Origin of the sequence: Iodobacter arcticus (assembly GCF_042664895.1) — a bacterium.
In the GTDB taxonomy this organism is placed as follows: Bacteria; Pseudomonadota; Gammaproteobacteria; order Burkholderiales; family Chitinibacteraceae; genus Iodobacter; species Iodobacter arcticus.
Map to the genome: position 1 here is coordinate 379563 of NZ_JBHTBQ010000033.1, position 13139 is coordinate 392701.

Annotated in this window: 11 protein-coding genes; 1 reads left to right on the plus strand and 10 read right to left on the minus strand. The window is 51.1% G+C overall.

Going from position 1 to position 13139, the window contains the following annotated elements:
- From ACFQNF_RS15710 to flgA, 10 genes are all read right to left on the minus strand, one after another.
- Window positions 1-168 (minus strand): cbb3-type cytochrome oxidase subunit 3, encoded by a 168-nt coding sequence (locus ACFQNF_RS15710; protein WP_380188871.1) that lies wholly within the window; start codon window positions 166-168, stop codon window positions 1-3.
- A gap of 6 nt (window positions 169-174) precedes the next feature.
- Window positions 175-789 carry a cytochrome-c oxidase, cbb3-type subunit II gene (gene ccoO / locus ACFQNF_RS15715; RefSeq protein WP_380188961.1) on the minus strand — a complete coding sequence of 205 codons (615 nt, stop codon included), beginning with the start codon at window positions 787-789 and terminating at the stop codon, window positions 175-177.
- A gap of 30 nt (window positions 790-819) precedes the next feature.
- The gene (ccoN, locus tag ACFQNF_RS15720) at window positions 820-2241 is read right to left on the minus strand and encodes a cytochrome-c oxidase, cbb3-type subunit I (protein ID WP_046349946.1); all 1422 of its coding nucleotides are present in this window, start codon (window positions 2239-2241) and stop codon (window positions 820-822) included.
- 210 nt (window positions 2242-2451) lie between these two features.
- Window positions 2452-2658: a cbb3-type cytochrome oxidase assembly protein CcoS gene (gene ccoS, locus ACFQNF_RS15725; protein WP_380188872.1), complete on the minus strand. Its 207-nt coding sequence runs from the start codon at window positions 2656-2658 to the stop codon at window positions 2452-2454.
- Entirely contained in the window at window positions 2659-5061 is a 2403-nt protein-coding gene (locus ACFQNF_RS15730; protein ID WP_380188873.1) for a heavy metal translocating P-type ATPase, read from the minus strand. It lies immediately after the preceding gene.
- A gap of 251 nt (window positions 5062-5312) precedes the next feature.
- Complete coding sequence (ispH, locus tag ACFQNF_RS15735) at window positions 5313-6236, minus strand: 4-hydroxy-3-methylbut-2-enyl diphosphate reductase (RefSeq protein WP_380188874.1); 924 nt, start codon at window positions 6234-6236, stop codon at window positions 5313-5315.
- On the minus strand, window positions 6233-6727 hold the full coding sequence (lspA, locus tag ACFQNF_RS15740; protein WP_046349949.1) for a signal peptidase II: 495 nt from the start codon (window positions 6725-6727) through the stop codon (window positions 6233-6235). Before lspA ends, ispH begins: the two co-directional genes overlap by 4 nt.
- The gene (ileS, locus tag ACFQNF_RS15745) at window positions 6720-9587 is read right to left on the minus strand and encodes an isoleucine--tRNA ligase (RefSeq protein ID WP_380188875.1); all 2868 of its coding nucleotides are present in this window, start codon (window positions 9585-9587) and stop codon (window positions 6720-6722) included. Before ileS ends, lspA begins: the two co-directional genes overlap by 8 nt.
- Window positions 9588-9812: 225 nt before the next feature.
- On the minus strand, window positions 9813-10733 hold the full coding sequence (locus ACFQNF_RS15750; protein ID WP_380188876.1) for a bifunctional riboflavin kinase/FAD synthetase: 921 nt from the start codon (window positions 10731-10733) through the stop codon (window positions 9813-9815).
- A gap of 171 nt (window positions 10734-10904) precedes the next feature.
- Window positions 10905-11573, minus strand: a complete 669-nt coding sequence (gene flgA, locus ACFQNF_RS15755) for a flagellar basal body P-ring formation chaperone FlgA (RefSeq protein WP_380188877.1) — start codon at window positions 11571-11573, stop codon at window positions 10905-10907.
- A 68-nt stretch (window positions 11574-11641) separates the two neighbouring features.
- On the opposite strand from flgA, the gene ACFQNF_RS15760 reads away from it, so the two are divergent.
- Window positions 11642-13114: a DNA recombination protein RmuC gene (locus ACFQNF_RS15760; RefSeq protein ID WP_380188878.1), complete on the plus strand. Its 1473-nt coding sequence runs from the start codon at window positions 11642-11644 to the stop codon at window positions 13112-13114.
- The last annotated feature ends 25 nt before the right edge of the window (window positions 13115-13139 follow it).

Genomic DNA, 13139 nt, shown 5'->3' on the forward strand with positions numbered 1-13139 from the left:
TCAGGAGGTCTTGTTTGATGAGGGCAGATCATCATCAAGGAGCGGCTGGTTGGCCGCTTCATCAAAGGATGCTTTGCTATTTTTGCTATAGGCCCAAATGATGATGCCAACAAAGCAGATAAAACTGGCTACGGTAGAAAGCACGCGTAGATCGTTTAGTATTTCCATGATGAATTACCTCTTGTTCTTGAGTGCAAGACCCAAGCCTTGTAGGTAGAAAATCACTGCTTCCATTTCTGTTTTGCCTTCCGTTGCGGCGATCGAGCCTTTGATATCCGCATCGGTGTAAGGATCACCCAGCTTACGCAGCGCGATCATTTTGGCGGGCAGCGCGGCAGAATCCACTTTGTTTGCAGCCAACCATGGGAAGGCGGGCATATTGGATTCAGGCACAACATCACGTGGGTTCATCAAGTGAGCACGATGCCATTCATCAGAGTAGCGAGCGCCAACGCGTGCTAGGTCAGGCCCTGTACGCTTAGAGCCCCACTGAAATGGACGATCATAAACCGACTCACCCGCTACTGAGTAATGGCCATAACGCTCTGTTTCTGCACGGAAAGGGCGAATCATTTGTGAGTGGCAGTTGTAACAACCTTCACGCACATAGATATCGCGCCCAGCCAGTGCCAGTGCGGTGTAAGGCTTTACCCCGGCAATGGGTTTGGTCGTGGAGTTGCTAAACATCAGCGGTAAAATTTCTACCAGCATGGCAACGCTGAGTGTTAGCAGCGTTAAAACAATCAGATAAGCAACGTTTTGTTCAACCCGCGCTTGCAGCTGGTTCATAAAGTTTTTCATGATTTTTTCTCCCCTCGATCAGGCGTGTTGGGCGATGGCCGGAATTTTGGCATCGACGGCTTGGCCCGAAAAAGCGGTACGCAGCACGTTGTAAAGCATTAAGAACATGCCCGACAAGAAGCACAGGCCACCTAAGAAACGGATAAAGTAATACGGGTACGATGCTTTAACTGAATCAATAAATGCATAAGTTAAAGTGCCGTCTGTATTGACTGCGCGCCACATCAGGCCTTGCGTTACACCGGCAATCCACATGGAAGAGATGTAGAGCACTACGCCGATGGTTGCGATCCAGAAGTGGGTATCGATCAGCTTCACCGAATACATTTCTTCTTTATTAAATAAGCGCGGAATCAGGTAGTAAATCGAGCCGATGGTAATCATCGCCACCCAGCCTAATGCGCCGGAATGAACGTGACCAATAGTCCAGTCTGTGTAGTGCGAGAGGGCATTAACTGTTTTGATGGCCATCATCGGGCCTTCAAAAGTAGACATGCCGTAGAACGACAATGCGGTCACGAGGAATTTCAAGATTGGATCAGTACGCAGCTTATGCCATGCACCTGACAGCGTCATAATCCCGTTGATCATCCCGCCCCAGCTTGGTGCCAGTAGAATCAAAGAGAACACCATGCCCAGTGATTGAGTCCAGTCAGGCAGCGCGGTGTAGTGCAGATGGTGCGGGCCAGCCCACATATAGGTGAACGACAGCGCCCAGAAGTGCACAACAGACAGGCGATAGGAGTAAACCGGACGACCCGCTTGCTTTGGCACAAAGTAATACATCATGCCCAAGAAGCCTGCAGTCAGGAAGAAGCCGACGGCATTGTGGCCGTACCACCATTGCACCATGGCATCAACCGCACCGGAATAAACCGAGTAGGACTTGGTGGCAGAAACAGGAATCGCTAAGCCGTTAATAATATGCAGCAGGGCAACGGCTAGAATAAACGCGCCATAAAACCAGTTAGCTACATAGATATGCTTTACTTTACGCTTGGCAATCGTGCCGAAAAACACAATCGCGTAAGCAACCCAGATCACGGCGATCAGCCATGTAATCGGCCATTCCAGCTCGGCATACTCTTTACCACGGGTATAACCCATGGGTAAGGTGATTGCGGCTAGAACAATCACTAACTGCCAGCCCCAGAAATGGAAGGCGGCCAGTTTGTCGGAGATCAAACGCACATTACAGGTGCGTTGAACCACGTAATACGAGGTCGCGAATAAACCGCTACCACCAAACGCAAAAATAACCGCGTTAGTATGCAATGGGCGCAAGCGGCCAAAATGAAAGTAAGGGCCAAAATTAAGTTCCGGCCAGTACATCTGGGCGGCGATGATCACGCCAACCAGCATCCCGACAATCCCCCAAATGACGGTCATGATGGCAAATTGCCGCACCACTTTGTAGTTGTATGTACCTAGGTGTTCCATGCGAGCTCCGATTGATCTCCAACAGCTTGGACTTTAAAATGTGTGACTTTAAAAATGAACAACATGCCAGCACATAGCCATCAGTAAGCAATGAATGGCTTTACTGTTAGTTGTGAATATTTCTTTTGTAATTATGCCGACTGAACTTTAGCTGCTTCAGTTGGCCGTCTTATTGACGAACATCAATGCCTTTCATCAGATCGCGGCATTTTACACTCCGTTAGACTTAAATTCCTTGTTTTTTCTTTCGTCTTTGGATGTTTTTTCCGCTTGCATGCTGTCATCGTCTTGCAAAATCTGCCAGCCGGGTCCCTCCATATCATCAAATTGCCCCCCTTTTACTGACCACCAAAAAATAATTCCGATAAAAAACACCAGTAAGACAGAAAGCGGAATCAGTAAATAAAGGCTTTCCATCTAGAATTTCCCCTTAAGGCGTAGCGCATTAAGCACTACCAGCAGCGAGCTGCACGCCATGCCTAAGCTGGCCAGCCACGGAGTAATCTGACCGGTAACGGCCAGTGGCAATGCGGCAAGATTGTAAGCAATGGCCCAAATTAAATTCTGACGAATAATATTGCGTGTCTTTTTGGCTAAAGCCAGTGCTTTGGGGAGGCGATCCAGCTGATTATTAAGCAGCACCATATCGCCTGCTGCATGGGCGACATCGACACCCGCCCCCATGGCCATGGATACATCGGCTTTTGCTAAAACGGGGGCATCGTTGACACCATCCCCAATCATCAAAACTCGGCGCCCCTGCTGTTGCAGGGTGTTGATGTAAGCCAACTTATCGCCGGGGGTTGCTCTGCCGACAGCGTTTTCAATATGCATGTTCAAAGCCAAAGCTTGCACGGTAGCGTTGCTATCGCCCGATACAAGGTGCAAACGTAAGCCCGCATCGCGTAGCGCTTGAATTGAAGCGGCTGCATCGTCTCGCAATGTGTCTGCCACAATAAACGCACCCAGCCATGTGCGACTGCTGGCGAGTGCAATTATGCTGCCTTCTGCTTGCCGGATGGCCTCTGGCATCAGCATGGCGCATTGGCGGTTTACAAAATCAGGGTGGCCAATAAAATACAGCTCGCCATTTACAAGGCCGCTTAAGCCACCGCCAGGGTAGGTTTGCATTTCTTGTGCGAGAGGCGCCTCTGGCATGAGAAAGGCGCGGGCTAAGGGGTGAGCCGAGGCCGCTTCCAGCGATGCGGCAATGGCGCGTGCGTTTTCTTCTGAAGCATGGCTGGTGATGTATTGCTGGATACGGGGCTCGCCGTGGGTGAGTGTGCCGGTTTTGTCGAGCATCACATCGCTGATTTGCGCCAGCGTCTCTAAGGCGGGGCTACGCGCCACCATGAGCCCGAGCTGGGCTAAGTGCCCTGTGGTGGCAGTTAGGGCTACAGGCGTAGCCAGCGCCAGTGCGCAGGGGCAGGAGATCACAAGTACCGACACCATAATGGGCAGGGCGTGGATCGGGTCGTGCCAGTGCCAGTACAGCCAAGCCAGCGCTGCGGTGATCAGTAAAATGCTGACAAACCAGCCAGATACCTGTTCGGCTAAGAGGGCAAGGTGCGGTTTTTGTGCAAGGGCCTGATCGAGCAAACGCACAATGGCGGCAAGGCGGGTATTTTCGCCAACCTGGCTGACTTCGATATGCAGAGGGGAGGCTAAATTAAGCGTGCCCCCCGTGACCTGCATACCTGCCGATTTGGAAATCGCAAGGCTTTCGCCGGTAAGCAGCGCTTCGCTGACTTCACCTGAGCCTTGCCGAATAATGCCATCGACCGGAATGGTTTCGCCGGATTTAACTAAAATCTGTTCGCCAATTTGCAGACTGTTTACGGTGACTTCAATCGTGCCTTGCGCGTCTATTTTGTGGGCAAAAGCAGGGATCAGCTTAACTAGCTGCTCGGTTGCCGCGCCTGCTTTGCGTCTTGCGCTCATTTCCAGATAGCGGCCTGTCAGCAGCAAAAAGACAAACATCGATACCGAATCAAAATAGATTTCGCCGTGATCTGTAATCAGCGAATAGCTGCTGGCAATAAATGTGGCGAGTACGCCTATGGCAATCGGTAAATCCATGCCGGTACGGCGGCGTTTTAAATCGCGCCAGCTGGAAATATAAAAGGGGGTGGCAGAGTAAAGCACTACGGGCAGGGTAAGGATTAAACTCGCCCAGTGCATGAGATACAGCCACTCTGGCGCAATCTCACCCGCTTTCGACATATAAATCGGCACAGAAAACATCATAACTTGCATCATGGATAGCCCTGCTACCCAAAGCCGGAAGAGCGCACTTTTACGCTGCTTCTGCCAGCCTTCTTCTTGCTTGGCTTGATCATAAGGCTGGGCGCGGTAGCCGATGGCGGCAACGGCTTGCAAAATGGTGGATAGCTGAATCTCTCGCTCATCCCAGCGCACGCGGGCGCGGTGGGTGCTGTAGTTGATGCTGGCGGACAGCACACCCGGTAAGCGCTGGATATGGCGCTCATTCAGCCAGATACAGGCGGCGCAGCTGATGCCCTCAATAATGAGTGAGGCTTCACGAATATCTGCATCTACATTGAGCACAAAGCTGGCTTGCAAGCTGACGTCATCGAAGAGGTGTAGCTGAGCGAGTAGCTCGTCAGGCAGGGGCTTGGCACGATCCGCAGGTTGATCTCGCTGGCTGTAGTAGCTCTCCAGCCCGCTTTGAATAATGGTATTGGCAACCGCCTGGCATCCGGCGCAGCAAGTGGGCTGCTCGATATTGCGATAAATAATCGGGAAGGATTCTGGGCTAAGTGTTTCGCCACAGTGGAAGCAGTCGGTGCGAGAGGTCATGCGGCGTGGGAGGCCTTAGAAATGATAAAAACATTAACCCTAAGATCTGTAGACACAGAGAACACTGAGGCAAATCGAGAGCACAGAGAAATGGGGGTGAATTTGATTGGCGATGCGTTGCTGCTTACAACGCAGCGGTAAAAGCCAGCCTGCACCACCTTAATTTTTTTCTCTGTGCGCTCTGTGTTCTTATTTAGCTCTGTGCCTACAGATCTTTTTTGAAAGATGTAAGCTCTTAGCCTAGGTTTGGTTTACACCAAGCCCTTAGGTAGCGAGAAGATGACGTTTTCTTCGATTCCGTCCATTTGGCGAATATTGCCTGCGCCAAATTGTTCTACCTGCGCAATTACCTGCTGTACCAAAATATCCGGCGCAGAAGCACCAGCGGTCACCCCGACATTTTGCTTGCCTGTAAACCACTCGGCTTTCAGCTCGCTGGCGTTGTCGACCATATAGGAGTCAATCCCCAGGTTGGCGGCGACTTCGCGCAGACGGTTGGAATTAGAGCTGTTCGGCGAGCCAACGACGACGACCACATCGACTTCTTTGGCTAAATGCTTGACCGCATCCTGACGGTTTTGTGTGGCGTAGCAGATATCGTCTTTTTTCGGACCAACGATGCTAGGGAATTTTGCGCGCAATGCATCAATCACAATTTGCGCATCATCAACAGATAGCGTGGTTTGGGTGACATAAGCGAGCTTTTCACTGGCCACTTGTAAAGTGGCTACATCACTGACTTCTTCTACCAGATACATGCCGCCCTGAGCTTGGCCCATCGTACCTTCCACTTCAGGATGGCCTTTATGGCCGATCATCACGATTTCGAAGTCTTGCTCGCGCATGCGTTTGACTTCGAGGTGAACCTTGGTGACCAGTGGGCAGGTGGCATCAAAAATAGACAGGCCACGCTCAGCCGCTTCGGCGCGCACCGCCTGTGAAACGCCATGTGCCGAGAAAATCAGCGTATTGCCAGCAGGCACATCGGCCAGATCTTCAACAAAAATCGCGCCTTTTTTCTTTAGGTCTTCAATCACAAATTTATTGTGAACCACTTCGTGGCGTACATAAATCGGCGCGCCGAATTTCTCTAAGGCTTTTTCAACGATGGCAATGGCACGGTCTACCCCTGCGCAAAACCCCCGTGGTTGAGCCAAAATAATTTGCATCGTCATACTGTTTTCTCCGATGGGGTTTCACGGCGGAATGAATCGATCACCATTAATACTGCACCAATACAAATCGCTGAATCCGCAATATTAAAGGCTGGGTAGTACCAGCGTTGCTGATAGTGAACCTGAATAAAATCGATCACATGGCCTAGTAACATTCTATCAATGGCATTGCCGAGCGCGCCACCCAGAATCAGCGACATGGCCAGTGCGTAGCGGGTTTCTGCGTGGTGTTTTTTAAGTAAAAACACAATAAACACCGATACACCCAGCGCCAGTGCCGTAAAGAAATAGCGCTGCCAGCCGCCCGCATCGGCCAGAAAACTAAACGCTGCACCCGGGTTATAAGCCAGTGTCAGGTTAAAGAATCCCGGAATAATGGCGCGCTGCTCGCCAAACTGAAACAGCGCCTCTATCGTATGTTTGCTGGCTTGATCGAGGATCAGCACCAGAAGGGCGATGGCAAGCCAGCGCCCTAAGCCGCTTTTAAGCATGGACTCGAACCTCGCCTTGCTTGAATAGATTGTCATTGCAACGGCTACACAGCGTGCTGTGCTCGGCGTGTGTGCCTACGCTGGCGGTGTAATGCCAGCAGCGATCACATTTAGCTGCAGTAGACGCGCTGACGCTGATTTGGGTGGCGTCGCCCTTCACTAAGCGGGCTTGCGAAGTAATCAGCACAAATTTTAGCTCGTCGCCTAAATCTGCCAATGCAGTGTAAGTATCGCCTGCGGCGGTGATTTCAACTTCAGCCTGTAAACTGGAGCCTAGTTTGCCGTCTGCTCGTTGCAGCTCGATTTCTTTTTGTGCCGCGGCGCGAACTTCACGAACCAGCACAAAGCGGGCATTCAGTTGCTCTGCATCAGTGATCGCAGGCACGGTGTGCCAGACCGATAAAAACACGTTTTCTTCGTTTTTGAGCGCGCCCCATGCTTCATGTGCGGTGAAAGACAAAATCGGTGCAAGCAGACGAACCAGTGCCTGGCTGATATGCCAGAGCGCAGTTTGCGCAGAGCGACGGCCACGGCTATCGGCACCCATGGTGTAGAGGCGGTCTTTGATAATATCGAGGTAGAAAGAGCCCAAGCCTTCAGAGCAGTAAGCGTGGATTTCTTGCACCGCAAGGTGAAACTCGTATTTATCGTACAGCGCGGTGATTTTTTGCTGGAATGCGGCCAGCTCAACCAAGGCGTAGCGATCAAGCTGGAGTAGTTCTTCGGCGGGCAGCAGGTTGTCTGCACCAAAGTCAGAAATGTTGGCCAGCAAGAAGCGCAGCGTATTGCGAATGCGGCGATAGGAATCAGCGGTGCGTTTCAGAATCTCGTCAGAAATGGTTAGCTCGCCAGAGTAATCTGTGGATGCAGTCCAAAGGCGCAACATATCCGCGCCCAGCTGGTTAATCACGGTTTGTGGCGCAATCACATTGCCTTTGGATTTGGACATCTTTAAGCCTTTGCCATCCACCACAAAGCCGTGGGTGAGCAATTGCTTGTAAGGCGCACGGCCTGCCGTTGCGCAGCCTGTGAGCAAGGACGACTGGAACCAGCCACGGTGCTGATCGGAGCCTTCCAGATACAAGTCAGCAGGCCAGCTCAGCTCCGGCCGCTGACGCAATACCGCGTAGTGGGTGGAGCCAGAATCAAACCATACATCCAGTGTGTCTTTGAGCTTGTCGTAATAAACCGCGTCTTTGCCGAGCAATTCAGTGGCGTCAAGCCTGAACCATGCTTCGATCCCCTCTTGCTCGATGCGTTTGGCAACAATCTCGAGCAGCTCGCCCGAATTAGGGTGTAATTCGCCGGTTTCTTTGTGCACAAAGAAAGTCATTGGTACGCCCCAGTTACGTTGGCGTGAAACACACCAGTCTGGGCGGTTTTTAATCATGGCTTCTAGGCGTGCACGGCCCCAAGCCGGAAAAAATTCAGTTGTATCAACGGCGGTATTGGCTTGCGATCTGAGGGTTTTTCCCTCAACGCCTGCGGTTTCCATGCCGATAAACCATTGGCTGGTGGCGCGGAAAATAATTGGGGTTTTATGACGCCAGCAGTGTGGGTAGCTGTGTTCTAGTTTTTTGCTGGAAAACAGCGCACCACGCTCTTCCAAGAGCGCAAGCACCATTGGATTGGCTTCCCAAACTGTTTTATTAGCAAAAAACTCGATGTTGCTATAGAAACGGCCGTCATTGCCAACAGGATTGTCAGTTGGAAGCTTATATTTGCAACCAACCACATAGTCTTCTAAACCGTGGGCTGGCGCGGTGTGTACCAAACCCGTACCCGCTTCGGTGGTGACATGGTCGCCGCAAATAATCGGCACCACGCGTTCTAAGAAAGGGTGTTGCAGCTGTAGGAATTCCAGCGCAGCACCCTTGGCTTGGGCGATCACTTCGGTGGTTTCGATGTCGTAGCGCTTGATGGTGGCCTCGGCCAAATCCCGCGCCAAAATCAACAGGCCCTTAGGCGTGGCGATTAAGTCGTAGATAAAGTCAGGGTGCACTGATACCGCTTGGTTGGCGGGGAGGGTCCACGGGGTGGTGGTCCAGATCAGCGCAAACGCGGGTACATCGCCCACGCTAACGCCGCCAAAGGCTTTAGATAGGGCCGCGCTATCGACGACACGGAAACCCACGTCGATGGCAGGGGAGACTTTGTCTTCGTATTCAACTTCGGCTTCAGCCAAGGCGGATGCACAGTCTACACACCAGTGAACGGGCTTTTGGCCACGGATCAGATAACCATTGGCGTGTACTTTACCCAAGGTGCGAACAATATCGGCCTCTGTTTTGAAATCCATGGTGCGGTAAGGATTATTCCAGTCACCCAAAACGCCCAGGCGAATAAAGTCGGCTTTCTGGCGTTCGATCTGGATGGCGGCGTAATCGCGGCATAGCTCGCGGATAAATGCCGCAGGCAGACGTGTTTCCTTAGGATCAAGGCCGTTGGCTTTACGATATTCTTGCACGCGCTCAAAAATACTCGGATTGGCAGCCAGTGCTTGCTTGTCAAATTTAACGATTTTTTCAATCTGATGTTCAATCGGCAGACCGTGGCAATCCCAGCCCGGCACATAAGGCGCGTCAAAGCCATCAAGCGTTTTGGCTTTGATAATGATGTCTTTCAGAATTTTATTAACCGCGTGGCCAATATGAATATCGCCATTGGCATACGGCGGGCCGTCGTGCAGCATAAACTGAGGGCGGTTTTCTTTTTTTGCCTTGCTGCGAATCGCTTGGTAGAGCGCATTGTCTTGCCAGTCTTTTAAAAAGGCCGGTTCGCGTTTAGCCAGATCACCACGCATAGGAAATGGCGTGTCGAGTAAGTTGACTGGGTACTTATTAGTTGGTTTTTCTGACATGGTGATCTCTCAATGGTTTTCCTGATTAGCAAGATTCTTTAGCGAGGCTTGATAGAGAGCTACACCCTGAACCGCAGAGTAAAACGAGGACCTCGATCCCACAGAGAAAAGTATCAAATCTATTGCGTTCCTCTGTGAAACTCTGTGCTCTCTGTGGTTCGAGATTTTGCGTCCTGTGTTTAAGCTGAAGCATCATTGTAATTAGGGTGGTTTTTATCTATTTGGCTATCTATTTACCGCAAACCATTCTTTGGCTGCGATGCAATCTTTTTCGATTTGCGCGACTAAAGTCGGTAAATCAATGTATTTTTCTTCATCGCGCAGCTTATGCAGAAAGTCTACACGCAGATGTTGGCGGTATATTTGTCGATTAAAATCAAATAAATGTGCTTCTAATTTGGGATAGAGATCGCCGCCGTGGATGGTGGGGCGAAATCCTAGGCTGGCTACGCCTTGATAAGGCTGCTCAAGCCCGTGCACTTCAACCACAAAAATGCCAAATAAAGGCGGGCGATTGTGCTTGATTTGAATATTTGCCGTAGGAAAACCAAGTGTTCTGCCAATTTTATCGCCATCTACCACACGGCCAGCAATCGAGTACGGCCGTCCTAAGTAATGTGTGGCTAAATCCATATTGCCTGCAGCTAAAGCAGTGCGCACGGCGGTGGAAGAGATCCGCAGATTGCCATCCGCAACGGTGGCAAGGCTACAGGTGCTAAAGTCTTTGCTGTCTTGCAGTAGCGCAAAATCACCTGCGCGTTTGGCTCCAAAGCAAAAATCGTCCCCCACAATCACATGCCGTGCATTTAAATCTTTAGCCAGAATCTGGTCTCTAAAATCCAGCGCGCTTAAAGATGAAAATTTGCGATCAAAACGCTGCACAATCACGTAATCAATCTCTCTTGCTGCCAGTAGCTCCAGCTTTTCGCGCAGGCTGGTGAGACGGGCGGGCGCAGCGTCTGGCGCAAAAAATTCGCGCGGGTGCGGCTCAAAGGTCAGTACACAGGTTTTTAGTCCGTGCAGTGCCGCTGCCGACTTTAATTCGGACAACATCGCTTCGTGGCCAGCGTGCAGCCCATCAAAATTACCGATGGTGATGGCCGTAGGGGGAAGGTGAGCGTTGGAAACGCTTCTGAAAACTTGCATGCTTAAGCGCTTGGGCGGACTTTACAAAGCCGTAAATTGTAGCGGCAAGCGAGCGATTTGTCAGTTCGCTTGTGAATATGGCTGATATTTGCTGTTGTTTCTGGCTGTTTTATTGCTGCATATGCTGTAGCCGCCTGCATAGATAAAGGCAGTACAAGGAGATCGGGCCGTTTAATTGCTCACATCCACACTACCTGTGGAGGTGGCAAGACCTTGGATTATTTGCCTTGTACCCACTCGCACGCGCACAGATTGCCCTTCAGCTGCATTATTCATGGCAATGCCTTCATTGGCGACTTCGATCCCATTGTCGCGATAAATAATGCGTACCTTTTGATTTTGCTGAATCACTATTGCAGCCCTGAGCATTTCGCTGCGCAGGGGCTTGCCTGCGGCAACTGCGGTATTTAGTGTGCGGCCTACTGCTTGGACGGGGTCCAGAATAACGCTGCCAGGCAGGGTGCCTAGATCGCCTTGCTGGGCGCTTAAATCGCCCGCGCCGACTTCCTGATTGCCTGATAAGGGCCGTGCTGCTACATAGTAAGTGATGAGTAAAGAAACTTTCACAGGCAGATTAATACCCCAGCTGGCCCCATCCACACATTGCACTCTAAGCATGGTATTGCCCAATAGTCGGTAGCCGCTGGGCAGGCCCACATCGTATTGCTTGCAGGGGGGCAGCTGGATGCGGCTATCTATTTTACTAAGCTGATAGCTGGGCACGCCGTTGCTGTTGGCGAGGGATTGATCCAGCCATTGTTGCGCTGCACGTTGAATGGCGGCGGTATCTGTGGCGTGGGCGGCGCTGGCAAACAGCGCAATAAATAGCATTGATTTCATAGAATGGATTATAGGCGTATTGCCATACATCGCCTACAATCGTGGCGTCGCAGGTTAAGTGGAAAGTTATGTTAGATCTATTGTTTGGAATTACAACGCTGGTGGTTTTGCTGGCGGGTGCTTTGGTGGTTGCGCGTTTGCAGCAGCTTGCTCAGTCGCAAAGAGATGTCTTAGATACGCTGACACAAGACTTGGAGGCCAAGCACAGAGAGATGCTTTCTGACCTGCACCAGGGCTTAAGCCGGCAAACAGAAAGCACTCATGCTGCCTTAACTCAGCAGGGCGCTCAGCTTTCTGATGCGGTAACGCGATCGGGCGAGCGCCTGCGCGACACCATGACCGAGGCTTTTGAGCGGGTACGGAGCGGCGTAGGGCATGAGCTAAAAGAAACGCGTGAATCGCTGACGCGTTTACAAACAGCACAAACCGAATCACTCTCGACCATGCGGCTATCTTTAACCACCACTTTGTCTGAAACGCGAGAGTTGGTGCTTAAGCAGCTTGGTGATATTTCCAGCCAGCTTTCGGGCAAGCAAGATGCCTTGCGGGAAGAAATCTTATTAAAACTCTCGCAAATGCTGGCTGAGCAATCGGTGCGCGAAATGGAGCAAATCCAAAACGCTTTAGCACTGACCACCACCCAGCTGACGGCCACGGTGGGTGAGCTGACCAAAACGGCTGACGCTAAGCTGGGCGAGATTTCTGGCAAAGTCACCGAACGCTTAGATGAAGGGTTTAAAAAGACCAATGAAACCTTTGCCAATGTGATGGCGCGGTTGGCAACGATTGATGAAGCGCAGAAGAAAATTGATGGTTTAACCACCAATGTGGTGAGCTTGCAAGAATTGCTCGGGGACAAGCGCAGCCGTGGTGCGTTTGGCGAGGTGCAGTTAGAGCACCTGATCCGTAATGTGTTGCCTAATCAGGTGTATGAATTTCAATCGACTTTAAGCAACGGCACACGCGCCGATTGTATCTTGCGCCTGCCCGAGCCAACAGGCACGGTAGCGGTGGATGCCAAGTTTCCACTTGAAAATTATCATCGTATGTTTGATGGCACGATCGATAGAGCGGTGGCGTCTAAAGCCTTCAGAGGCGATATTAAAAAGCATATCGACGATATTTCCAGCAAATATATTATTCCGAATGAAACGGCAGATGGCGCGGTCATGTTTATCCCTGCCGAAGCGGTGTTTGCCGAAATTCACGCGTATCACCCCGAGCTAGTGCAGCACGCCATGACTAAGCGCGTCTGGATTGTGTCGCCAACCACCTTAATGGCCGTGCTTAATACCGCCAGAGCAGTGATTAAAGACGTAGAAACACGCAAGCAAGTGCACATTATCAAAGAGGCGCTGGGTAAGCTGGGGCAGGAATTCACTCGCTTTGATGACAGAATGAAAAAGCTTGCCACGCATATCCGGCAAGTGAACGACGATGTGCAGCAGGTGAGCATTACCAGCGATAAAATTTCCCGCCGCTTTGTAGAGATCGAACAAGTGAAGCTGGAGGGCGATCCTGAGCCGCTTTTAGCAGAGTAATAATGATAAACGCCACCTGCAAAAG

What these genes read in the sequence shown, in the direction of transcription:
- ACFQNF_RS15710 (WP_380188871.1), bottom strand. Translation starts at nt 168, where the DNA reads ATGGAAATACTAAACGATCTACGCGTGCTTTCTACCGTAGCCAGTTTT.
- ccoO (WP_380188961.1), bottom strand. Translation starts at nt 789, where the DNA reads ATGAACCAGCTGCAAGCGCGGGTTGAACAAAACGTTGCTTATCTGATT.
- ccoN (WP_046349946.1), bottom strand. Translation starts at nt 2,241, where the DNA reads ATGGAACACCTAGGTACATACAACTACAAAGTGGTGCGGCAATTTGCC.
- ccoS (WP_380188872.1), bottom strand. Translation starts at nt 2,658, where the DNA reads ATGGAAAGCCTTTATTTACTGATTCCGCTTTCTGTCTTACTGGTGTTT.
- ACFQNF_RS15730 (WP_380188873.1), bottom strand. Translation starts at nt 5,061, where the DNA reads ATGACCTCTCGCACCGACTGCTTCCACTGTGGCGAAACACTTAGCCCA.
- ispH (WP_380188874.1), bottom strand. Translation starts at nt 6,236, where the DNA reads ATGACGATGCAAATTATTTTGGCTCAACCACGGGGGTTTTGCGCAGGG.
- lspA (WP_046349949.1), bottom strand. Translation starts at nt 6,727, where the DNA reads ATGCTTAAAAGCGGCTTAGGGCGCTGGCTTGCCATCGCCCTTCTGGTG.
- ileS (WP_380188875.1), bottom strand. Translation starts at nt 9,587, where the DNA reads ATGTCAGAAAAACCAACTAATAAGTACCCAGTCAACTTACTCGACACG.
- ACFQNF_RS15750 (WP_380188876.1), bottom strand. Translation starts at nt 10,733, where the DNA reads ATGCAAGTTTTCAGAAGCGTTTCCAACGCTCACCTTCCCCCTACGGCC.
- flgA (WP_380188877.1), bottom strand. Translation starts at nt 11,573, where the DNA reads ATGAAATCAATGCTATTTATTGCGCTGTTTGCCAGCGCCGCCCACGCC.
- ACFQNF_RS15760 (WP_380188878.1), top strand. Translation starts at nt 11,642, where the DNA reads ATGTTAGATCTATTGTTTGGAATTACAACGCTGGTGGTTTTGCTGGCG.